Origin of the sequence: Leifsonia sp. YAF41, from assembly GCF_052113185.1 — a bacterium.
GTDB lineage: Bacteria > Actinomycetota > Actinomycetes > Actinomycetales > Microbacteriaceae > Cryobacterium.
This window is the reverse complement of record NZ_JBFRCS010000009.1, coordinates 49588-71956: the sequence shown is the minus strand read 5'-3', so window position 1 is coordinate 71956 and position 22369 is coordinate 49588. Positions and strand designations below refer to the sequence as shown.

19 protein-coding genes are annotated in these 22369 nt (G+C 66.4%); 11 read left to right on the top strand and 8 right to left on the bottom strand.

Annotated elements, in window-relative coordinates; genetic code table 11:
* Positions 1 to 83 precede the first annotated feature (83 nt).
* The 6 genes from AB4Y63_RS10870 to AB4Y63_RS10845 are packed head-to-tail and all read left to right on the top strand — an operon-like array spanning position 84 to position 9245.
* Positions 84 to 1265 carry an ADP-ribosylglycohydrolase family protein gene (locus AB4Y63_RS10870; RefSeq protein WP_441791058.1) on the top strand — a complete coding sequence of 394 codons (1182 nt, stop codon included), beginning with the start codon at positions 84 to 86 and terminating at the stop codon, positions 1263 to 1265.
* Positions 1265 to 2632 (top strand): ADP-ribosylglycohydrolase family protein, encoded by a 1368-nt coding sequence (locus tag AB4Y63_RS10865; protein ID WP_441791057.1) that lies wholly within the window; start codon positions 1265 to 1267, stop codon positions 2630 to 2632. The genes AB4Y63_RS10870 and AB4Y63_RS10865 overlap by 1 nt, the downstream gene beginning before the upstream one ends.
* Positions 2629 to 4689, top strand: a complete 2061-nt coding sequence (locus AB4Y63_RS10860) for an SUMF1/EgtB/PvdO family nonheme iron enzyme (protein WP_441791056.1) — start codon at positions 2629 to 2631, stop codon at positions 4687 to 4689. Before AB4Y63_RS10865 ends, AB4Y63_RS10860 begins: the two co-directional genes overlap by 4 nt.
* Positions 4682 to 5890, top strand: a complete 1209-nt coding sequence (locus tag AB4Y63_RS10855) for a CaiB/BaiF CoA transferase family protein (RefSeq protein WP_441791055.1) — start codon at positions 4682 to 4684, stop codon at positions 5888 to 5890. The genes AB4Y63_RS10860 and AB4Y63_RS10855 overlap by 8 nt, the downstream gene beginning before the upstream one ends.
* A complete protein-coding gene (locus AB4Y63_RS10850) occupies positions 5887 to 6807 on the top strand; it encodes an HpcH/HpaI aldolase/citrate lyase family protein (RefSeq protein ID WP_441791054.1) in 921 nt (306 codons plus the stop codon). Before AB4Y63_RS10855 ends, AB4Y63_RS10850 begins: the two co-directional genes overlap by 4 nt.
* A 50-nt stretch (positions 6808 to 6857) precedes the next feature.
* Complete coding sequence (locus tag AB4Y63_RS10845; RefSeq protein WP_441791053.1) at positions 6858 to 9245, top strand: alpha/beta hydrolase-fold protein; 2388 nt, start codon at positions 6858 to 6860, stop codon at positions 9243 to 9245.
* Positions 9246 to 9333: 88 nt separating this feature from the next.
* Here the strand turns inward: AB4Y63_RS10845 and AB4Y63_RS10840 are convergent, their stop codons facing one another.
* A complete protein-coding gene (locus AB4Y63_RS10840; protein WP_441791052.1) occupies positions 9334 to 10566 on the bottom strand; it encodes a low temperature requirement protein A in 1233 nt (410 codons plus the stop codon).
* 118 nt (positions 10567 to 10684) lie between these two features.
* Between AB4Y63_RS10840 and AB4Y63_RS10835 the strand changes: the two genes are divergently transcribed.
* From AB4Y63_RS10835 to AB4Y63_RS10825, 3 genes are all read left to right on the top strand, one after another.
* A complete protein-coding gene (locus tag AB4Y63_RS10835; protein WP_441791051.1) occupies positions 10685 to 11047 on the top strand; it encodes a YidH family protein in 363 nt (120 codons plus the stop codon).
* Positions 11044 to 11475, top strand: a complete 432-nt coding sequence (locus tag AB4Y63_RS10830; protein WP_441791050.1) for a DUF202 domain-containing protein — start codon at positions 11044 to 11046, stop codon at positions 11473 to 11475. The genes AB4Y63_RS10835 and AB4Y63_RS10830 overlap by 4 nt, the downstream gene beginning before the upstream one ends.
* Before the next feature lie 66 nt (positions 11476 to 11541).
* A complete protein-coding gene (locus AB4Y63_RS10825; protein WP_441791049.1) occupies positions 11542 to 12612 on the top strand; it encodes a formylglycine-generating enzyme family protein in 1071 nt (356 codons plus the stop codon).
* 2 nt (positions 12613 to 12614) lie between these two features.
* Here the strand turns inward: AB4Y63_RS10825 and AB4Y63_RS10820 are convergent, their stop codons facing one another.
* Together AB4Y63_RS10820 and AB4Y63_RS10815 are read right to left on the bottom strand one after the other, a co-directional pair.
* Positions 12615 to 13373: an RNase H family protein gene (locus tag AB4Y63_RS10820; protein ID WP_441791048.1), complete on the bottom strand. Its 759-nt coding sequence runs from the start codon at positions 13371 to 13373 to the stop codon at positions 12615 to 12617.
* An 88-nt stretch (positions 13374 to 13461) separates the two neighbouring features.
* Positions 13462 to 14646 (bottom strand): MarP family serine protease, encoded by a 1185-nt coding sequence (locus AB4Y63_RS10815; protein ID WP_441791047.1) that lies wholly within the window; start codon positions 14644 to 14646, stop codon positions 13462 to 13464.
* Between the two features lie 183 nt (positions 14647 to 14829).
* On the opposite strand from AB4Y63_RS10815, the gene AB4Y63_RS10810 reads away from it, so the two are divergent.
* On the top strand, positions 14830 to 17367 hold the full coding sequence (locus AB4Y63_RS10810; RefSeq protein WP_441791046.1) for a DEAD/DEAH box helicase: 2538 nt from the start codon (positions 14830 to 14832) through the stop codon (positions 17365 to 17367).
* A gap of 35 nt (positions 17368 to 17402) precedes the next feature.
* Here AB4Y63_RS10810 and AB4Y63_RS10805 read toward each other — a convergent pair whose 3' ends face one another.
* Positions 17403 to 18341 carry a DMT family transporter gene (locus tag AB4Y63_RS10805; protein ID WP_441791045.1) on the bottom strand — a complete coding sequence of 313 codons (939 nt, stop codon included), beginning with the start codon at positions 18339 to 18341 and terminating at the stop codon, positions 17403 to 17405.
* A 45-nt stretch (positions 18342 to 18386) separates the two neighbouring features.
* Between AB4Y63_RS10805 and AB4Y63_RS10800 the strand changes: the two genes are divergently transcribed.
* Positions 18387 to 18878, top strand: coding sequence for a MarR family winged helix-turn-helix transcriptional regulator (locus AB4Y63_RS10800; protein ID WP_441791044.1), 492 nt, complete (start codon positions 18387 to 18389; stop codon positions 18876 to 18878).
* A gap of 5 nt (positions 18879 to 18883) precedes the next feature.
* Here the strand turns inward: AB4Y63_RS10800 and AB4Y63_RS10795 are convergent, their stop codons facing one another.
* From AB4Y63_RS10795 to AB4Y63_RS10780, 4 genes are all read right to left on the bottom strand, one after another.
* The gene (locus tag AB4Y63_RS10795) at positions 18884 to 19567 is read right to left on the bottom strand and encodes a DedA family protein (protein ID WP_441791043.1); all 684 of its coding nucleotides are present in this window, start codon (positions 19565 to 19567) and stop codon (positions 18884 to 18886) included.
* The gene (locus AB4Y63_RS10790; RefSeq protein ID WP_441791042.1) at positions 19564 to 20367 is read right to left on the bottom strand and encodes a COG4705 family protein; all 804 of its coding nucleotides are present in this window, start codon (positions 20365 to 20367) and stop codon (positions 19564 to 19566) included. Before AB4Y63_RS10790 ends, AB4Y63_RS10795 begins: the two co-directional genes overlap by 4 nt.
* Positions 20368 to 20602: 235 nt before the next feature.
* Entirely contained in the window at positions 20603 to 21640 is a 1038-nt protein-coding gene (locus tag AB4Y63_RS10785) for a sensor histidine kinase (RefSeq protein WP_441791041.1), read from the bottom strand.
* Positions 21637 to 22332 carry a response regulator transcription factor gene (locus AB4Y63_RS10780; RefSeq protein ID WP_441791040.1) on the bottom strand — a complete coding sequence of 232 codons (696 nt, stop codon included), beginning with the start codon at positions 22330 to 22332 and terminating at the stop codon, positions 21637 to 21639. The genes AB4Y63_RS10785 and AB4Y63_RS10780 overlap by 4 nt, the downstream gene beginning before the upstream one ends.
* Between the last annotated feature and the right edge of the window lie 37 nt (positions 22333 to 22369).

Sequence of the window (22369 nt, the reverse complement as noted above, 5' to 3'; positions counted from 1 at the left end):
GAGAGTCACCGCACCATCGCGTGACTGCATCACCGCAACACACACATCACCACCCGATCATCACAGCATCAAGGAGAAATCTGATGGACCTGCTCGAGGACAAGGCAACCGGAGCACTCGCCGGTGCGGCCATTGGCGATGCGCTCGGAGGTGCGGCGGAAGGCAACACTCCGGAGGCGATCCAGGAACGCTACGACGGATTCATCACGGGAATCGTGCCGCCGTTCCTCTCGGATTGGAAGAATGCTCGCCCAATCTCGCCGTACCACAAGGGCGATGGGCACATCACCGACGACACCCTGATGACCAACGTTCTCGTCGAGGTCTACGACACCGTGCGCGATCACCTCGACGCCTTCGACATCGCCGCACACCTGGTTCCCCTGCTCTCGAGCGAGAAGCGCTGGATTCCGGAGCTCGAGACCGAATCGCTACTCTTGCACCGCATCTTCCTGGCTGAGAAATGGCTGGTCACCCGGCTTCAGTACGGCCACATCGATCCCCGCGAGGCCGGCGTCGGAAACATCGTCAACTGCGGCGCGACGATGTACGTCGCCCCGATCGGAATCGTCAACGCCGGATCGCCGGATGGCGCGTACGCCGAAGCGATCGACGTCGCCGGCGCACATCAATCGAGCTACGGACGCGAAGCGGCCGGGGTCTATGCCGCGGCAGTGGCCGAAGCCTTGCGTGTCGACTCGTCGGTAGACCAGGTCATCGCTGTCGCCCTGCGCCTCGCCAAAGACGGCACCCGCGACGCAATCGAAGCAGTCGTTGAGGCCGCCGTATCCGTCACCGACTGGCGAAGTGGTCTGGCCACCCTGCGCAAGGCCGTCGAACCGTTCGACACGGTCGGCCCCAACTACCGGGCTCCCGCCCGTGACGCGCGGATTCCGAGCCGCACCAAGTCGATCGAAGAACTTCCGATCGCGCTCGGCATGCTCGTCGCCGCTCGCGGAGACTATTCGGAATCAGTTCTCGGCTCAATCAACTACGGGCGTGACTCCGATTCCATCGCCGTGATGGCGGGCTCGATCGCCGGTGCACTCGGCGGCACGGCCAGCCTTCCGCGCGAATGGGTCGACGGCGTCAACGAGGGAAGCCGGATGGACATCTTCGCGACAGGCCCGACCATGGCCGCCGTGGCCCGCGATGTCTGGGCGGCCGACCAGCGACGATTCGATAGCCGCGCCGGCGCGATGGGCGCGCTGGCCGCATCCGCCGCCGTACCGGCCGGCATCGCAGTCGCAGCGGGCGCCAAGTAGTGCTGCGCCTCAGCTGGACCCAACCCGAAGACCTGCTGCCACACGCGCTCGTCGCCGCCGACCTCGACGGGGTCGAGGTCGGCGAGATCCGCCGGCGCTGGGTCAGCGCCGGGGGAACCGACGTCGCCGCGGTCAACGGCGCGACACCGGTCCCCGCCGCCCCGCTGCTCCGGTCTCTGGCCCGCACACTGCTGCGCGAGATTGACGAGCTCGCGGTTCCCCGGGCGTTGCGCGTTCGCGAACCAGAGCAGTTGGCCGAGATTCTGGCACTGGCGCCGGCGTCTCCCACTTTTCCGGCGGTCTCGGCCGACGAACTGTCCGACCGCGTGCTCGGCGCCTGGTTGGGCCGCGCTTCGGGCTGTCTGCTCGGCAAACCCGTGGAGAAGATCTCGCGAGAGGGCATCCGGGCCATCGCCGAATCGACCGGCAACTGGCCGGTCGCCTCGTATTTCACTGAGGTCGGTCTCGACCCGGACGTCGCCGCGGCCTACCCGTGGAATCGTCGCAGCCGCCCGACCAGCCTGGTCGAGAACATCGATGGCATGCCCGAAGACGACGACCTCAACTTTCCGCTGATCGCGCTCGATCTGCTCGAACGGCTCGGCACCGAGTTCACCACCGACGATGTCGCGCAATCCTGGCTCGCCAATCTTCCCGGCGGACGCGTCTTTACCGCCGAACGGATCGTCTACCGCAACCTGCTCGACGGCTATGAGCCGGCCGATGCCGGAGCCGTGCAGAACCCGTTCCGGGACTGGATCGGCGCCCAGATTCGCACGGATGTCTACGGCTGGGTCTCGCCGGGCGACGCCCGGCGCGCCGCGGCGATGGCCTTCACCGACGCCAGACTCAGCCACGCACGGAGCGGCCTCTACGGCGCACTGTTCGCTGCCGCCGCCTGCTCTGCAGCCCTCGTCGCCGGCAGCATCGGTGAGGTGATCGAAGCGGGATTGAGCGTCGTACCGGCCGAAAGCCGCTATGCCGCAGCCATCCGTTTCGGCGTCACCGTCGCCGAGTCGACGCTTGACACCGAGGCCGCGCTCGATGCGATCTACGCCGAATACGGTCGGCTGCACTGGGTGCACGTGCTCAACAACTCGGCACTGCTCGCCTTCGCACTCACCCGCAGCGGTGGCGATTTTGCCACAGCCATTACGCTCGCCGTGACGGGTGGGTGGGACACCGACTCGACCGGTGCAACAGTCGGCTCGATCTGTGGGGCGTTGGCCGGGGCATCCGCTCTGCCGCCGACCTGGATTGACCCCTTGCACAATACGCTCACCTCGAGCATTCCGGGATTCAACGAGTCGCCCTTCGACGAGCTGGCCGAGCGCACCGTCGTCCTCGCCCTGGGGGAGACCCGATGAGCACGCTGCTGCACCACAGCGACCCCGACGAAACGAACACCAACGAGATCAACCCGTTGGTGCCCCGGTCGATCGACCTGCCCACCGTTTTGCCGGCCGATGGTCTTCTCGATCCGGCCGTCGGTGACATCGCCAAGATCTTTGCCGCRCCCGCAAACCCGGCCGACTGGCCGGCCTGGCGTGCAGCGATGCAGGCCTGGCGCGACTCGGCGCGGGAACGCCTCGACTACAGCGGGGCGATCTACGAACTCGATCACTCCCGGTGGACCAGAGCCTGCTACAGCGTCGCATTGACCTGGCTGTTCGACGAGCGTCTCTTCGATCACGCCAGTCAACGATTCACCGTTGACGCCTACCTGGAGTCGACCGGCGATCACGGTGGATTCGATGGCATCGTGCTCTGGCACGCCTACCCGATTATCGGCATCGACGACCGCAACCAGTTCGATTTCTATCGCGATGTGCCCGGCCTCGCCGACCTGATCGCCGAGTTTCAGAACCGCGGCCTCAAAGTCTTCATTGACTACAACCCGTGGGACACGGGCACCCGCCGAGCGGCGCATGACGACCCGGCGGAATTGGCCCTGATCGTGGGTGAACTCGGCGTAGACGGTGTCTTTCTCGACACCATGAAAGAGGGGGACGCGGGTCTCATCGCTGCCCTCCTGAACGCCGAGCCCCCGCAGGTGCTTGAGGGAGAGTCGCGGGTTCCCAATCAGCGCATCGAAGACCATCAGCTGAGCTGGGCCCAGTGGTTTGCCGACAGCGACGCACCCGGTGTGATGCGTGCACATTGGTACGAGCGCCGGCACATGATGCACTCCACCCGACGGTGGAACCACGACCACAGCGCCGAGCTGCAGTCGGCCTGGATGAATGGCACGGGGATGCTGGTCTGGGACGCCGTCTTCGGCGTCTGGGTCGGCTGGAACGCACGTGACAAGGGCACGTTGCGACGGATGTTGCGCGTGCAGCGGGCGTTGAACCCGGTCTTGGTCGAGGGCGAGTGGACCCCGCTCACCGACGCCAGGCCCGAGGCACTGGCCGCCGGCGTCTATGCGTCGCGGTTCGAGCTCGGCGACCTCACACTCTGGACGATCATCAACCGCGAAACAACCGACTACGTCGGGGCGGTGCTGCAGCAGAACGCCATTCATGGCCTCCTCATCGACGTGACGACGGGGCAGCCGCTGCCCGATGGGGCCACCACGGTTCCCGCCAGGGGCGTCGCTGGAATCCTGGCGGTTCGGGGCGAGCGGCCCGACTGGCTGGCCGACCTGCTCGCTGCCGCCGCGGCCGACCTGGCCGACCCTGCGCTGACCGGTGCCGCGCATGCGGATACGACGTTCCCCGCCCGGTTTGCACACCGGGTCGACGTCGTGCCGAGCGAGAGCGCGACCCCGCCCGCCGATGCCGTCGGCGTCGCCGCGGGCACCCGCGTGTTGCCCGTTGCCCATCGCCGGCGCGAATCCGGCATGTACCAGGGGGCTCCCTATCAGGAGGAGTGGAAGCCGCTTCCGCCCCGCCTGCACGATGCGCGCCTCGACACGGTCGAGGCCACCCTCGGCGACGTCGCCGTGGCCAGCCACGAAGTGACCGTTGGTCAGTTCATCGCGTTCCTGGTTGACAGCGGCTACACCCCGGTCAGTGCGAACCGGTTCTTCACCGCGGATGCCGCGTCGTCGGTCGACGCGCCGGCGACCCGTGTCAACTTGGCCGATGCCCGTGCCTACGCCGCCTGGGCCGGCGCCCGCCTGCCCACCGAGTTCGAATGGCAGGTCGCTGCGGCCGACCCCGGATTCCACCGTTCGAGTCCGGTCGTGTGGAACCTGACCGAGAGCGAACACAGCGACGGAGTGACCCGGTTCGTCATGCTCAAGGGCGGGAGTGACCACCAGTCGCTCGGCTCCGATTGGTATGTCGATGGCGGGCCGAAATCCGCGGACTTCAGCCTCAAGCTGCTGGTCGCCGGTCTCGGCATCGAACGATCCTCCAACATCGGTTTCCGGCTGGCGTGGGACCAGGCGCCGGCGGGAGCTGAGGCGACCGATGACTGAACCAGTGGCATCGGGCGGCCCGCTGACCGGCATCCGTGTCCTTGACGTTTCGACGCTCTTCGCCGGCCCGTTGGCGGCGACGTTCCTCGGCGATTTCGGTGCCGATGTCATCAAGGTCGAGCACCCGGCCAAACCCGACGCGGCCCGGGGGCACGGCCCCGCCAAAGACGGCGTGAACCTGTGGTGGAAGACATTGGGGCGCAACAAACGCACCGTCACGATCAACCTCGGTGCGCCGGACGGTGCAGCACTGCTGCTCAAACTTGTCGCGGATGCCGATGTACTCGTCGAGAACTTTCGGCCAGGCACGCTGGAGCGTTGGGGACTCAGCCCGGCCGCGTTGCACGCGGTGAATCCGCGTCTGGTGATCGCCAGGGTGACCGCGTTCGGTCAGTTCGGCCCGTACTCCGCCCGCCCGGGATTCGGGAGCCTGGCAGAAGCCATGAGCGGATTTGCGGCGCTGACCGGTGAGCCAGACGGCCCGCCCACTCTGCCGCCGTTCGGCCTCGCCGACGGAATCGCGGCCTTGGCCACGAGCTATGCGATCATGGTCGCGCTGCGCGGCGTCGAGCAAGGAACCGGCATTGGCCAGGTCGTCGACATGGCCATCATCGAACCTATTCTGATGCTGCTCGGTGGCCAGATCACGGCCTTCGATCAGCTCGGGACGGTGCAGCAACGAACCGGGAACCGGTCGGTCAACAACGCACCGCGCAACGTCTACCTCACCGCCGACGACGAGTGGGTTGCCGTGTCGACAAGCTCCCAGTCGATCGCCGAACGTGTCATGCACCTGGTGGGGCGCCCCGAACTTGTGGCCGAACCCTGGTTCGCGTCGGGGCATGAGCGCGCGCTGCACTCCGACATCCTCGACGACGCCGTCTCCTCATGGATTCGGAAGCGCCCGACGACGGAGGTTCTTGAGGCATTTGAGCAAGCCCAGGCCGCCGTTGCGCCCGTGTACGACGTGCGCGGAATCCTGACCGACCCGCAGTATGCCGCCCTGGGCACTGTGCAGAGTGTGGAGGATGACGAGTTGGGACCGCTGAAAATGCAGAATGTGCTGTTCCGCCTCTCCGGCACGCCGGGAGGTATCCGCTGGGCGGGCCGTCGGCACGGCCACGACACCGCTGCCGTACTCGACGAGATCGGCGTGAGTCAGGCCCAACTTGAGGCACTGCGTGAACGGGGGATCGTATGACCGAGCAGGGATTCACTGCGGCCGCGACGACCGAACCGAGCGGGCCAGATGGTTCGACGCTCGTGACCGGGCTGTATGTGCCAGGGGACCGGCCCGACCGCTTCGACAAGGCCGTCGCGACGGGCGCCGATCTCGTGATTCTCGATCTTGAGGATGCCGTCGCCCCCGATCAGAAGGCGACCGCCCGTGTCGCCGTGGTGCGGTGGCTGAGCGCGCGCGGCCAGAGTACGACCGGACCGGTGATTCAGGTGCGGATCAACGCACACAACGGCGACGATCACGGTGCCGATTTTCGAGCCGACCTGACCGCGCTTGCCCCGGTGCGGGCCTCGTTCGAACTGCGCGTTTCCAAGGTCGAGACTGCCGAAGACCTCGATGCTGTCGTCGCGCTCGCTCCCGGCCGCCCCCTTGCCGCACTGATCGAGACCGCGCGCGGCGTCGAGAACGCCCTGCTCATCGCGCAACACAAGTCCGTCGTTCGGTTGGCGCTCGGGGAATCCGATCTGGCGAGTGATCTCGGAACGGCGGACCCTGCGGCCATGGACTATGCCCGGGTTCGGGTCTTGTTTGCGGCGCGGGCTGCAGAGTTGCCGGCCCCGATGCTCTCCGCGTTCACCGACATCCGCAATGTCGAGGCGCTGCGCGCCGATACCGAGCGCGGGCGTGCGCTCGGCTGGGTCGGCCGAACCGCCGTGCACCCGACCCAATTGGCGGTGATCGCCGACGTCTTTCGCCCGGGCAGTGACGCCGTGGCCTGGGCGACGGCGGTCGTGGCTTCGATTCAGGCCGGCGGAGTCTCGACCCTGGCCAGCGGGGAGATGGTCGACCCGGCCATGCTCGGCCGGGCCCGCTCGATCCTCGGGCTCGCGACTCGGTTCGACGCCTCGCCGAGCCCGAGCTCGCCCACCCTCAACTGACCACCCCACAACCAGCTCGACCTGACGTAACCCCGAGAAAGGGAACCACAATGATGTGGATAAAGACCATCGGAGTGACACTGTCGCTCGGACTTTTCGCGACCTCAACCGTCATCGGTGCGGATCCCGCCTACGCTGCCGGCAGCCAGCTGGTTGCCGACAGCGCGCCGAGCAGTGCCGTCGGCGGCGCCGTCGACTTCACCGTGTATCTCCCTGCCGGCTACGACGCGAACGCGGCGACAACCTATCCGTCGCTCTACCTCCTTCACGGTCGCGGCGATACGCAGGCTGCCTGGCAGCAGGAGGCCGGCGCGCTCGACGAGCTCATCGCATCCGGTGCCATCCCGCCGATGATCGTGGTGATGCCCGACGCCCCGTGGAGCAACGGCGGCAGCTACTACGTTGACTCCGAGTACACGGGCACCGGCTCGGGCACGACGCCGGGGGTGAAAGTCGAGACGGCATTCACCACCGACCTTGTCGGCTACATCGATGCGAACTATCGCACACTCGCCGACCGGGCGGCTCGGGCCGTCGGCGGCTACTCGATGGGTGGTGCAGGGGCGCTCCGCTACGCGACGGTGCATCAGGATCTCTTCTCGGCCGGACTCGTGTTGAGCCCTGCCGTCTACGCCCCATCGACTCCGGTTGACTCGTCGACGCGCGAGTTCGGCGCCTATGGTGTCGGCAGCGCACTCTACGACGAAGCCCGGTATCAGGCGCTCAATTACCCGGCTTCATTCGCTGCGCTGAACCCGGCACTTCCTGTGCACCTGTTCATCGGTGTCGGTGACGACGAATACGCAAACCCGAAGCCGGAAGACGCAATTCACGACCTCGACTACGAAGCGGCAACCCTGTACAACCAGGCCAAGCGGGTGCCCGGAGTGAGCGCCGAGTTGCGCGTCTACGACGGAGGCCACGAATGGGGAGTCTGGGACGCGGGGTTTCGAGAGGGAATTGTCGACCTCGCCGGATACCTGCAGAGCGAGCCTGCCGCTCCGTTCACCGGCGCACAGTTCGGTTCGGTCGGCGACGACAGGGCGGGTGGAGTGCTCGGTCTGGCCGACGGCAGCGTTATCCACGCGGTGAACGCCGCTGACTCGCTGCTCGGACAGAACGCCCTGGGCGGCTTCGACGTTGTGGTGCAGAAGCTCGATTCGACAGGGAAACAAGTTTGGGTCACCCCCATCGCGACCGCCCTGAACGAACGCTCCTACGGGGTCGTCGACGGCGGAAACGGGTCGGCAATCATCGCGGGGTTCATGAGACAGAACCACAACGGCGGATCAAATGACGACGCGTTGACCGTCAAGCTCGATGCTGACGGAACTGAACTCTGGCGCACAACGTTCGGTTCCGAATCGGCGGCCGACCGCGTCTACGGTGTCGCCTCCGACACGAAGGGCGGAGCCTTTCTCACCGGATACACATCGGGCACACTCCCGGGCGGCACGAGCGCCGGCGACAAGGATGCGATCGTCGCCCACGTCGATGCGGCGGGGACTGTGCTTTTCGCGACTCAGTTCGGAAGCACCGGTGAAGACAAGGGATTCGCGGTTGCTGCGAGTGCCGACGGCGGCGTGTACGTGGGCGGGGTGGGTGGCGGCGCGATGCCCGGCACGACTGCGGCGGGGGGATCCGACGGTTGGATCGCGAAGTTCACCGCCGATGGCACGCGCGAATGGCTGACCCCGGTCGGCACGGCAGCCAGCGACCAGGTCTCTGCGCTTGTCGCAACGGCATCCGGCGTGGTGGCTACTGGATTCACCCGTGGCACGCTCGGCGCGGCCGCAGCCGGAGAAAATGACGCGTTCATCATCGCGTTGGGCGCCGACGGTTCAACGCAGTGGACGACGCAGACGGGTTCAGCTGGTGATGATCGCGGGGCTGCGATTGCCACGGATGCGGCGGGCCGGATCCTGGTCGGCGGCCACACCAACGGGCGCATCAGCGCCGGTGCCGGTGGCGTCGACGTCTTCACACTGACCATCGACCCGGCGGGAACCGTTATTGATCGTTCGCAGTTCGGCTCTGTCGAGCGTGACGGCGCCGACGAGTACGACGAGGCGAACCTCTACCTCTCAGGCGGAAACGGATCAACCTGGATTCAAGGCCTGACGGCAGGACAGGTCGCAGGCGCCAAGAACTCGGGGGCCGGGGACGTGTTTCTGACCAGCGTCGACTTTGCCGCAGTCAGCATCGGGGTGCCCGCGGTCGTTCCCCCCGTTGTCACGCCGGGCGTTGACCCTGACGGGTCGGGAACCGGCGGACTTCCGGGAAGCGGGTCGGAGCCGCGGTCGCCCGCGTTGTTCGGATCGGCGCTGACGCTGACCGGCGTCGACGCCGCTCGACTCGCCGCTCTGGCCGCGCTCTTATTGATGGCGGGCGCGGGTGTTGCTGCCGTGCGTCGCTCAGGCAGGGGTACGGCACACTGACGGTGGGATGCTGCGTGCACGCGATGCGCGCAGCATCCGTTCTGCGCAGCATCCACTCTGAGAAGCATCGCGGTCGAGACTCATCCGATTAGAGCAGCGGCGATGCCGAGCCTCTCCGTCGGGGGTCGCGACCGTCGCGAGCCACGAGGCGACGCCACACCCATTCGTCGGCGATCACGACCAGCAGCAAGACCAGGTTGACCAGCCAGGCCAGGGCAAGCGACGGAAGCAGCGGGTAGAGCGCTAAAAGGCCGGCGAGAACGATCGCGCCGACGAGATGCCCGACCAGCCAGGGCCCGCCGACGGCGCGGCGGAAGAAGGCGTTTCCGAGCAGGTACAGTGCTGCAGCCCCACAGAGCAGGCCGGCGGCCCAGGGATCGGTCGGCTCGTCCGGCTCACGCAGAACCAGGCCGTCGCCGACGGCGGTGAGCACGATGCCGAGCACCATGAGCAGCGGAATGTAGGTATAGGCCACCTGGGCGATCAGCCCGCGTTCCTTCTCATTGGCGTGGCTGATGAATTCGCTGCCGCCCTGCTGTCCGTGGTTGAAGTACAGCAACCAGAGAAGCACCGTGCCGACGAACGCCGAGAGGAATGCGAGCAGGTACGGCCCCTCGAGCGGAGCGGCAGCGAAGGTCGACCCGGTGACGATGATTGATTCGCCCAGCACGATAATGAAGAACAGGCTCACCCGTTCCGACATATGCTCTCCGGTGATGTTCCAGGTGTGAAGCCCCGACCTGCCGAGTCCCGGAACCCAGAATCGGGCGCGCGGGCCCGAGAAGTCGATGAGCACAGCGGCCAGCCAGATCCAGAGACGTGCCTCCTCCGGCGCCAGGGCGCCGCCAATCCAGAGCACGGCAGTCGCTGCCTCCCAGATGCCGATGCGCACGAAGTTCATGGCGTGGGCAGGTCGGGATCGGGCGAAGGCGAGGGCCGTGAACACGCTGCGTCCCAGCTGCATCGTGACGAGCGCGATGGCGAAGAGGAGTGCCTTGTCGGTGAACGCCTCCGGGATGGCGCTCGCCATCAGCATCCCGACCAGCATGAGAGTGATCAGCATCCCGCGCACCCAACCGCGCTCGGGATTCAGCCAGTTCGTCGTCCACGTTGTGTTGATCCAGGCAAACCAGACCACGGCCGCCATGATGACCGTCTGCACGAGATCGATGACGCTCTGATGGGTGAGCAAGACATGCGACACCTGCGTGACGGCGAACACGAAAACCAGGTCGAAGAACAGCTCAATGAAGGTGACCCGGTGCGCATCGTTGCCGCGCTGCGGCCGCAACAGATCAGAAGCGAAACCGAGGGGAGCCATGGCACGAGCGTAGTGGTCGGTAGGCCGCTACCGACCGCAGACAGCCCGACCGCGTAATCTGGGTTCGCGGGCACAGACATCCGCGGGCACAGGCGTCCGCGGGCTCGGAGAGGACGAGATGACCCTTCGGCGCTTTCCCCAGGCTGTCTACCGGCACGGAGAGGAACCCGACCCCCGGTTCAGTCTCGCCAATGAGCGCACCTTTCTCGCCTGGATTCGCACCTCACTGGCCTTGATCGCCGCCGGTGTCGCGCTGGAGGCGCTGCAGCTCCCGATCCGGGAGGACTTTCGTCTCTACTCGGCCGGGATCTTCATCCTTCTCGGCCTGGCCGCACCCGTCCATGCGTGGTTCAGCTGGATGCGCACCGAACGCGCCATGCGTGAGAGCCGACCGTTGCCCGCCCCGGCTCTGTCGGGCATCCTGGCCGTCGGCATTGTGGTCGCGGCCCTGCTGATCGCGGTGGGAATGCTTCTCGGATGAGCCCGCCAAACACCGAGAAGGTGTTCGATCAGGGGCTTCAACCTGAACGCACATTTCTCGCTTGGCAGCGCACCGTGCTCGCGCTCGGTGTCTCCTGCGCGGTTGCCGTTCGGTTCACCGCTCCGCATTTCGGCGCGGTGGCGGTCGTCGCCGGCATCGGCGGCATGGGGCTCGCGCTCGCCGCGTACGTCGGCGCGCGCTTTAGGTACCGGCGTACGCACCTGGCGCTGACTCAGGCCGCGCAAACGCCGACGAACCAGGCGCCGACAGCCCAGGAACCGACGACCCAGGCGCCGATGGCCCAGAAGCCGACGCCGGCGGATGCGTTGCATTCGGTCAGTGCATGGCCGATTGCCGCGATGGCGGCCTCGACCCTCTTGCTTGGCGTATTGGCGACACTCTTTTTGTGGGGCGGAATCCGGCTGTGATCGCACGCACGATCTAGATTGAGATCGAGATCGAATGTGAGCACCTGACGACGGGACCTGGAATCGATGACTGACTCAACCGCCGAAGCACGACCCACCGTCCCGACCGGGATGATCGCGTTACCCGGTGGGAGCTATCAGCGCGGGTCCACCGAGTTCTATCCCGAAGAAGGGCCGGTGATGCTGGTCGAGGTCGCTCCGTTCGAACTGGATCGCGCCCCGGTCTCCAACCGTCAGTTCTCTCGATTCGTCGCCGACACGGGCTACATCACGGTCGCCGAGCGGATGCCGGACCCCGCCGACTATCCCGGCGCGAACCCGGCCGACCTCGTGCCCGGCGCACTGGTGTTCGCGGGAACGCCCGGCCCGGTGAACCTGGGGGATTGGCGTCAGTGGTGGGACTGGGTGCCGGGCGCGACCTGGCGGCATCCGTATGGGGGCGCTAGTTCGATCACGGACAAAGACGATCACCCGGTCGTGCAGATCGCCTACGAGGATGCGACGACGTACGCGGCGTGGGCCGGCAAGCGCCTGCCGACCGAGACGGAGTGGGAGTATGCCGCGCGCGGCGGCCTGGAGGGCCGCACCTACAGTTGGGGCGATGAGCCGCAGGACCCACTGAATCTCCGGGCCAACTCCTGGCAAGGAGACTTTCCGTTCCGCAACACCGGCGCCCGTGGCTGGGTGGGGACCTCGCCGGTCGGAACATTCGAGCCCAACGGCTTCGGCCTGGTCGACATGTGCGGCAACACCTGGGAATGGACGAGTGACTTCTACACGCCGAGTCACCGGCCGGTGGCACCGGCTGTCGCTACTGGCCTGACGGCGCCGGTTGGACTGAATCTGTTGGCCGATTCTTCGGCCAAGCCGGCAACTGAGTCCGAGGGCTCCGGCGACCCGGCCAACGCCGGCGGATGCGGACCCAGCTGCGCCTGCGGGCCATCCGATTCCAACTCGCGCGCAGCCGCGGCGGCCAGTGCCGAGCCGGGGTCGACCATTCCGCGCCGGGTGTTGAAGGGTGGCTCCCACCTCTGCGCGCCCGAATATTGCCTGCGCTACCGGCCGGCTGCGCGGTCACCGCAGGCCGAAGACACCTCGACCACGCACATCGGCTTTCGCTGCGCGCGCACGGTGTAGACCTAGATCAGGCCACGCAGAAAGTCTTCGCTGGTCAGGCCACGCGCGGCAGCCTTTCGAGTCAATGCGGTGAACTCGTCGGCGTTGAGTTTCAGTGTGAGAGTGTGCTCCGGCGCTTGTGATTCAGCGGAACCCAGGTCGTCGAAGTCGAACAAGCCGGGATGTGACGCGGTGGGCTGTGACGCGGCAGCCGCCGGCTTCGTCGCCGCCTTCACGGCTGGCCGAGCAGCAGAACCCGACGCAGCAGAACCCGACGCAGCGGAACCCGACGCGGCGGGGCGATTCGCCGGAGTGCCGCCCTTCGTCCAACCCGGGCCTTCCGGAATCGGGGCGTTCCGCTGGAACGCCTCCGACACGGCGCGCGCGCGGGAGTCGGCTGCCTCATTGAGCGGGTGGTTGGCGTGCCCCTTGACCCACTCGAAACGGTATTTGCGCCCGACCAAGGCCTCATCGATCTCCTGCAGGAGTTCGAGATTCATGACCGGTTTTCCGTCGGCCTTGCGCCAGCCCTTCTTCTTCCACCCGGGCATCCACTTGGTCACCGAGTTGATCACGTACTGGCTGTCGCAGAGCACCAGGAGGTCGTCGTCGAGGTGGGCGGTTGCGCGAAACAGCTCGAGCACAGCCTTGAGCTCGCCCTGATTGTTCGTGGCGTGCTTCCAGCCGCCCGCAGCCCAGCAGGAATCATCGACGTACCAAGCCCACCCGGCCGGACCGGGGTTGCCAAGAGCCGAACCGTCGGCGGCAGCGGTGATTGTCATGCGAACCTCTCACTTGTGACCCCGGTGCAGGGTCACCTCAAGTCTGGCAGTTGTCTGCGCCCGCAGTCGTCTGCTTCAGCGGACGCGATCAGCCGCGCACGCAGGCGCCGGTCGACACCGGGACGCTCAACCCGGGAGCCCGGTCGACGACCGAGGAGACCTCCTGCATCCCGAGGGCGTAGCCGACGTTGGCGGTGTGCGCCGATTTCGCGAAGACGACCCCGACCACGTGTCCGGTGTCGGAGAGCAGCGGGCCACCCGACTCGCCCTGCTGGATGTCCGAAGCCAGCGTGTAGACCTCGCGTGTGCTGAGCGACTGTGCCGTCGTCTCCTGCAACATCAGCGGGCCGCGTGCGATCACGGTGGCCGGGTCGGCGACGAACGGCCCGCCGAAGGGATAGCCGGCGGCCACACCGACCCCGCCCGGCTTCAGGTTGTCGCCCAGCTGCAGCGCGGGTGTGTCGAGGCCAGGCACCGAGATGACGGCCAAGTCGATGGTGGGGTCGAAGTAGACGACGGTTCCCTGCACGACGTCACCGCTCGGCGACTCGACGACCGGCTCGGTGACTCCCGACACGACATGCGCATTGGTGACGACTCGTCCGGGCGAGGCGACGAATCCGCTGCCCGACTGGTTCTGGCCGCAGTCGAAGGCGTTGCCGGTGATGCGCACCACCGATTGCACCGCCGTTTCGATGGCCGGGTTGTCGATCGCCTGGTCGGGCAGCACGGGCGCCGGGCCGTCGAAGACATCCGTGATCAAAGGCAGGCCCTCGGCCACCGCCACCGACCGCAACTGGGCGAGCCAGGTCTGAACCGGGTCGGGAGTGATCGCGTTGATTGCGCGCACGACGCCGGAGGAGGCGAGTGTTGTCGAGAGGCCGGGGATGCCGAGGGTTCCGAGGCTGAACGCCAGCATCGATATCGCGAGTGCCGTCGCCACTACGGTGAACGCCGCGCCGAGCAAGCGATCGAGCCAGCCGAGCACGGTGCGTCGGGCGCGCCCGCCGATGCGGCGGCCGATCGAGAGCCCGAGTGACAAGCCGCCGAACACGAGCAGGATGGCGGCGGCGAGCGTGGCCGCAGCACGCCATTCGACGGCGGGCACCCACAAGCCCACCCAGGGCACGACGAGATAGGCGGCGAAGGCGCCGAGCACGAGGCCGATGAGTCCGCTGATGCTGCGGAGCAGGCCGTTGCGGTAGCCGCTGAAGAACGCTGCGATGAGCACAAGAATCAGCAGGATGTCGATGATGAGGAATCCGTAAATCATCAGGTTCCTCTCGGTAGTTCTGACGTGAGTCCGGCGAGCTGTGAGCCGAGTCGACGCCGAGGTGACTAGGTGCCGGCCAGATTCTGACCGATGCGACGCAGCATACGCGTCGCCTCTGTCAATCGTAACCGACCGGTTTTCGGGGGTCGGCGGGAGAAGCGCGGCCAAATAGGGCAGGATCGAATGATCATGGCAACTCTCGAAGCGCTCCCGCACGTCACCGATCCCGACGTGCTTTTCGAAGCATTCGAGCTGTGGGCCGGTGCCCAAGGCCTGTCGCTCTATCCGGCGCAGGAAGAAGCGCTCATCGAGATCGTGTCCGGCGCCAACCTCATCCTGTCGACGCCGACCGGTACCGGAAAGTCGCTCGTCGCGATCGGTGCTCACTTCGCGGCGCTCTCCGCGGGCAAGCGCAGCTTCTACACGGCGCCGATCAAGGCGCTCGTCAGCGAGAAGTTCTTCGCACTGGTCGAGATCTTCGGCGCCGAGAACGTCGGAATGATGACCGGCGACTCCTCGGTGAACGCCGACGCGCCCATCATCTGCTGCACCGCCGAAATTCTGGCGAACCTCGCCCTCCGCAACGGCGAGGACACCCAGGTCGACCAGGTCGTGATGGACGAGTTCCATTTCTACGCCGACTCGGACCGCGGCTGGGCCTGGCAGGTGCCGCTGCTCACCCTGCCGCGCGTGCAGTTCGTGCTGATGTCGGCGACGCTGGGCGACGTCACCGATCTCGCGGCCGACGTCAGCCGCCGCACGAACCGGCCGACCGCGCTGGTCACCGGTGTCGAGCGCCCGGTTCCGCTTCACTACTTCTACCAAATGACGCCCATCCACGAGACCGTCGAAGAGCTGCTCGGCACCGGCCAGGCTCCCGTCTACGTGGTGCACTTCTCGCAGGCCGCCGCGCTCGAGCGCGCGCAGGCGCTGGCCAGCGCCAAGGTGGCGAACCGCGAGCAACGGGATGCGATCGCCGAGCTGATCGGCGAGTTTCGGTTCACGACGAGCTTCGGCAAGACCTTGTCGCGCCTGATTCGGATGGGCATCGGCGTGCACCACGCCGGAATGCTGCCGAAGTACCGCCGACTGGTTGAGCAGCTTGCCCAGCGCGGACTGCTGCGTGTGATCTGCGGCACCGACACGCTCGGCGTCGGCATCAACGTGCCCATCCGCACCGTGCTCTTCACCGCGCTGACGAAGTACGACGGCGTCAAGATGCGCCAGCTCAACGCACGCGAGTTCCACCAGATCGCCGGTCGAGCCGGCCGCGCGGGTTACGACACGGCCGGAACCGTCGTCGCACAGGCTCCCGACCACGAGACCGAGAACCTCAAGGCCATCGAGAAGGCCGGCGACGACCCGAAGAAGAAGCGCAAGCTCATCCGCAAGAAGGCTCCGGAAGGATTCGTCTCCTGGGGCGAGCCGTCGTTCCGCCGCCTGATTGAGGCCGAGCCCGAGACCCTGACCTCGAGCATGCAGATGACCAGCGCCATGCTGATCAACGTCATTGCCCGCGGCGGCGACGCCTTCGCCAACGTGTACGCGCTGGTCTTCGACAACCACGAGCCGTGGAAGCGTCAACTCGAGCTGGCCCGTCGGGCTCTTGGCATCTACAAGACGCTGCGTGCCGCCGGAATCGTGGAGCAGGGTCTCGACAAGCTCGGCCACCGACCTTTTATTCGATTGACCGTTGACCTGCAGGCGAACTTCGCGCTCAACCAGCCGTTGTCGCCGTTCGCCCTCGCCGCGTTTGAGTTGCTTGACCCTGACCCGGCGGTTGAAACCGGCACCGGTCACTATGCGCTCGACATGATCTCGATCCTGGAGTCGACCCTCGATGACCCGCGCCCGGTGCTCTCCGGCCAGCAGTTCGTGGCCCGCGGCGAAGCGGTCGCCGCGATGAAGCGCGAAGGCATCGAATATGACGAGCGGATGGCGCTGCTCGAAGAAGTCACGCACCCGAAGCCCCTCGATGAACTGCTGACCTACGCCTTCGATACCTACAAGCTGTCGCAGCCGTGGATCGCCGACTTCGAGCTGCGGCCCAAATCGGTCGTGCGCGACATGTATGAGCGGGCGATGTCGTTCGGCGAGTTCATCGCGTTCTACAAACTCGCCCGCAGCGAGGGCGTCGTGCTGCGCTACCTCTCCGACGCCTACCGGGCGGCGCGGCAGACGATTCCCGACGAGGCGAAGACCGAAGACCTGCTCGACCTGATCGAATGGCTCGGCGAGCTCGTGCGCCAGGTCGACTCGAGCCTGCTCGACGAGTGGGAAGAACTGATCCACCCCGATGCCGAAGCCCACGCCGCCGGTGCGCACGTGGTGCTGCCGCCGGCCCCGAAGCGGCTCACCATGAACGTGCGCGCGTTCCGCATTCTGGTGCGCAATGAGTTGTTCCGTCGGGTGCAGCTGGCCGCGCGTGAGCAGTATGACGCGCTCGGTGAGCTGGATGCGGCATCCGGTTTCGACGCGGATGCCTGGGCCAACGCGCTCGACGGCTACTACGACGAGCACGACGAGATTCTGACCGGTGCCAACGCACGCAGCTCCGCGCTGTTGATCATCGAAGAGGGCGCCACCTCGTGGAAGGTACGCCAGATTCTCGACGACCCCGCGGGCGATCACGACTGGGGCTTCACGGCTGAGGTCGATCTCGAGGCGTCGGATGAAGCGGGCGAGGCCGTCGTTCGGCTGACGGAAATCAACCGGCTGTAGAACCTCGGTGGTCGAGCCTGTCGAGACCCCGCGAGCTATTCCTCAGACGCAGCCACGCGGCGTTGCGCGGGCTGGGCGCCGCCGCGCGGGTTGGGGCCGACGCGCGTCGCGGCGCCCGACCCGCGCGGCGGCCGCACCGCCACCGAGACCGCCCCGAGCACAATCACGATTCCGGCTAGTTGCGGGGGAGTGAGCGTCTCTCCGGCAATAAGCCAGCCGGCCAGAATGGCGACGACTGGGCTGAGCAATCCTAAGAACGCGGGGATGCTCGTGGGGAGTCGCGCGATTCCGCGGAACCAGAGCAGGTAGGCGAGGGCGGTTCCGACCACCGACAGGTAGGCATAGCCGATCAGGTTGGTGGGCGTCAGCGGTTGCGCCGGAAGACCTTCGAAGACCAGAAGCAGCGCGAGAAGTGTGAGCCCACCCGCGATCAGCTGCCACGCCGTGGTGGCGAGTGGCGGCGCAGGTTGGCCCCATTTCTTCGAGAGCACGATGCCGGTGGCCATGGAGAGTGTTCCGCCGAATGCGGCAAGAACCCCGATCGCATCCAATCGGCTCTGCGCCTGCAGCACGATCAGGCTCACACCGAGCACGCCGGCCGCTCCGGCGACGATCACGCGTGTGGTCAGTCTCTCGTGCAACACCCGGCTCGCCAGCACGGCGACGACGAGTGGTGAGATTCCTCCGACGACAGCGGCGACCCCGCCGGGGAGCCGGTAGGCCGCGATGAAGAGCAGTGCGAAGAAGGCGCCGATGTTGAGTACCCCGAGAACCCAGGCCTTCCACCACCACGCGCCCTGCGGCATCCGTCGCGCGAGCGCCAGAAGAAGGAGCCCGGCGGGGAGGGCGCGAAGGGTCGCGGCGAGGAGCGGGCGATCCGGTGGAAGGAACGTCGTGGTCGTGAGGTAGGTCGTTCCCCAGAGCGCGGGAGCAACGGCGGTGGTGACGAGGAGCAGAGTTCGATTGCTAAGCACTTAGCTATAATAGCTAAGTGCTTAGCGAATTGCTAGGGTGGATGCATGGCAGATCAGGTGGATCGGATTCTCGAGCAGTGGCACGCGGAGAAGCCCGGCCTCGACGTGTCGCCAATGGCCGTGATCGGACGGCTGAGCCGTTCCGCGCTCGCGATCGACGCGCGCCTGGCCGAGACTTTTGCGCGGCACGGACTGGATTCCGGGTCGTTCGACGTGCTTGCAACCCTGCTGCGGAGTGGTGCGCCGTACCGGATCGCGCCGGCGGTGCTCGCCCGGGATGCGATGATCACGTCGAGTGCGGTGGCGCAGCGCCTCAACAAACTCGAGGCTCGCGGGCTGATCGCGCGGGAGGCCAATCCCGACGACGGGCGCGGCACCCTTGTCGCGTTGACCGAAGCCGGGACGACGCTCATCGAGCAGGCGCTCCCGGATCACGTTGAGACCGAGCGAGCGATCACGGATGTGCTGAGCGGCGACGAGCAGGCACTCCTCGCCGCTCTTCTCCAGCGTCTCGAGTCGGCGGCGCGGTCGCGCTGATTGCCCTACCGGGCGTTCGCCGGCCTCAGCCGACTCCGCCGACGCAACACCAGGCTGCGCACGAGCACCGGAACCGTCGAGACGAGAATGACGCCGAGCAGGATCAGATCGAGGTAGCGCGCGGTGAACTCGGCCACTCCCGGAACATGGCCGAGGCCGAAGCCGAGCAGAATGGCTGCGCTCGACCAGGCGACGCCGCCGATCACATTGAACGTGATGAACGAGCGGTAGCGCATCGAGCCGACTCCGGCGATCACCGGGGTGAAGGTGCGAACCATCGGCACAAAGCGGGCGACGATGACCGTCGCCGATCCGAAGCGCCTGAAGTATGACTCGGTCTTCGCCACACTGGCGCGGCTGAACAGACCCGATTCCTTGCGGTTGAAAATCGCCGGTCCGGCCCGACGTCCGATGAGATAGCCCACCTGGTCGCCGAGAACTGCCGCAACGCTCACGGCCACGATCACCAGCCAGAGCGGCGCGGGGAGCGCGCCGGTGAGCGTGAGCACCCCGGCGAAGAAGAGCAGCGTGTCACCGGGCAGAAAAAACCCGACGAGCAGCGCCGTCTCGGCGAAGACGATGAGGCACACGACTGCGAGCCCCCACGCCCCGGCGCCGTTGATCAGCGCCTGGGGGTCGAGGATACCGCTGCTCATGTTGCTCATGCTGCCGATCAGAATGCCGCTCATGCGAGGTCAGCCTGCCAGGAGGCGAGTTCCTTCCGCTGACGGACGGTCAACGAGATGATGAGCGCAAGGATCGCGGAGAGGAAGATGGCGCTGGTTCCGACGGTGCCCAGCCCCAGTCCGCCATCAGCGACGGGCTGCGAGAGGAAGTCGCCCAGCGAGGCCCCGAGCGGACGGGTCAGGATGTAGGCCACCCAGAAGGCGAGGATCGCGTTCAGGTTGGCGAAGCGGTAGGCCAAGCCGACCAGCGCGATCGCGGCGGCGAAGAGCAATACAGAGACGAAGTAGCCCAGGTTCAGACCTTCGGCGATCAGATCGCCGGCGGCCGTTCCGAGCGCGAAGGTGAAAAGAATGGCGAGCCAGTAGAACCCTTCACGACGCCGAGTCGTGATCGAGTGAATCGACAGGGTGCGTTCGCTGGCATACCAAGCGGCGAAGACGACGGCGAGTGCGATAGCGAAGACGATGGTCGTTGTCCCCAGCGGGATGCCGAAGTTGTCGGTGAGATTGTCGGTGATCAGGGTTCCGACGATGCTGATCAGCACAACCGCCAGCCAATAGATTCCCGGCACGTAGCGAATCGCCCGGAACTGGAAGACCAGCACGATTGCCAGAAGCGCACCCATCACGATGGTGGTGTTGGTGAGGCCGAGGTTCAGGTTGGTTGCCAGAAAATCGGCAAACGTCTCTCCGACGGTGGTCGCGAGAATCTTGATGATCCAGAAAATGGCGGTGGGGTCGGGAACCTTGTTGAGGCCGGTGGAAACGCGTCGGTCGGCACGTGTTGCCGTGAGATCTGACATTGGGCATCCGTTTCGCGAGAGGGGGCGCGGTGTGCGCCCGTGTCTCACCAGTTGAGCGGATGCGTTCCCAGAAACGTCCAAGAAGTGGAACTCGGTGATTGAGGAGCGCGCGAGCGCAGCGAGCACGCGTCTCGAAATCCCGCAAGCCGTCCTTCAAGCGCAACCAAGGTTCAGAGATCGGCTCGCGAGGTTTCGAGACGCGGCCGACTCCGTCGGGCGCTCCTCAACCACCGACTCAGTGCGCTGTCGGCAACGTCAACACGAACGTCGTTCCGGCCGGCGATGACTCGCGCAGCTGGACCTGTCCGCCGTTCCGCACGGCGACGTCGCGCACGAGCGCCAGCCCGATTCCGAACCCGCTCCGCTGATTTGCCGACGGGTACTCCGCCGCGCTCGAGTGCGCAAATCGGTCGAAGATGTGCGCCGGGTCGATTCCTTGAATTCCGGCACCCTGATCGGCGACCACGAGATCGAAGGTCGCCTTCGACGCGTGAAGCGTCACGGAAACGTGCGATCCGTTCGGCGAATGCGCAATGGCATTGTCGAGTAAGGCGACGACACAGCGTTGAATGCTTGCCGCCGGAATCCTCGCCAACACCTCGCCGTCGTGCTGATGCGCGCGTGTACGGTCGGGCACGAACTCGTGCCCGAACTCGATCTGAACGCCGCGCTGATCGCCGAGTACACGCATCGACTGCACGGCCTGCTCGACCACAGGAACCACGTCAATCACAGGCGTGGCGCCCTCCGGCGCCTCACTCGCCGCAACCAGAAGCAGGTCGTTTACCACAGCGACGAGGGCGAGGGTGTCCCGACGGATGTCCGCCACCGCCGGCGAGACCGGGTCGCCGGGCGCAAGGCCGCGTTGCAGCACCTGAATGCGTGCGTCGAGCACGGTGAGCGGGGTGCGGAGTTCGTGACTCGCATCCGCGACGAAACTTCGTTGCATCCGCAGTGCCTCACCGAGCGGACGCACCGCGCGCCGGGCGACCACCCAGCTGAGCACGCCCGCGATCGCAATGGCGACGACGCCGACCACGATCACGGCGACGAGCACGGCCGTCGAATCGATGTAAATGCGGGTTTCACCCGGCTTCGGTTTCTCGAGCAGTTCGGCCGGTTGCGATTGATTGACGATGAAAATGACGGAGGCCACTACCAAGAACAGCACGATCGCCGTCGCCCCCGCGGTGATCTGCCAGCCGATGATCCGGGACGCGCGGCCGACAGCGGCGGCGTCGCTGTCGGGAACTGAGCGGCCCGACCGGTTCATAGCTGGCCCAAACGGTAGCCGCGACCGCGCACGGTCAGCACGATGTCCTTGTCGGTTTTGCGGCGCAGATAGTGCACGTAGGTGTCGACGGTTCCGGGCTGCTCGCCGACTTGAAAGACGGCGCTCAAGACTTGCTCCCGGCTGAAAGTGCGATCGGGCCGGGTGGCAAAGAGCCGCAGCAGATCGGATTCGCGCGGCGTCAGCAGGATGCGGCCGATGTGCGGCGAGTGGATGCTGTGGTCGTCGGGGTAGAAGGTCCACTCGCCGATGTCGACGGCCGGCCCCTCAGCGGTGAACTCGCGGGTGAGCGCGCGGAGGCGGGCAAGAAGCTCGTCGAAATCGAACGGTTTGACCAGGTAATCGTTGGCGCCGGCATCCAAGCCGTCGACCTTGTCGGCAATGGTGCCGAGCGCCGTGAGCAGCAGGATCGGCGTGGTCACGTGGTGCGAGCGCAAAGCCTGCACGATGCTCAGACCATCGAGACTCGGAAGCCGGCGGTCGATCACGAGCACGTCGTAGTCGTCACGGATGCCGAGGTCGAGGCCGGTCTGCCCGTCAGTGACCAGCTCGACGTCATAGGATTCCGCGAGCACACCCGTGATCAGCGGCCCGAGCTCTGTGTCGTCTTCGATGAGAAGCAGCCGGGGCTTCGTCGTTGTCATCTTCGTCGTTGTCGTCTTCGTCGTTGTCATCGGGGACCCATCCTTCCGCTTCGCCTCGTGAACATAA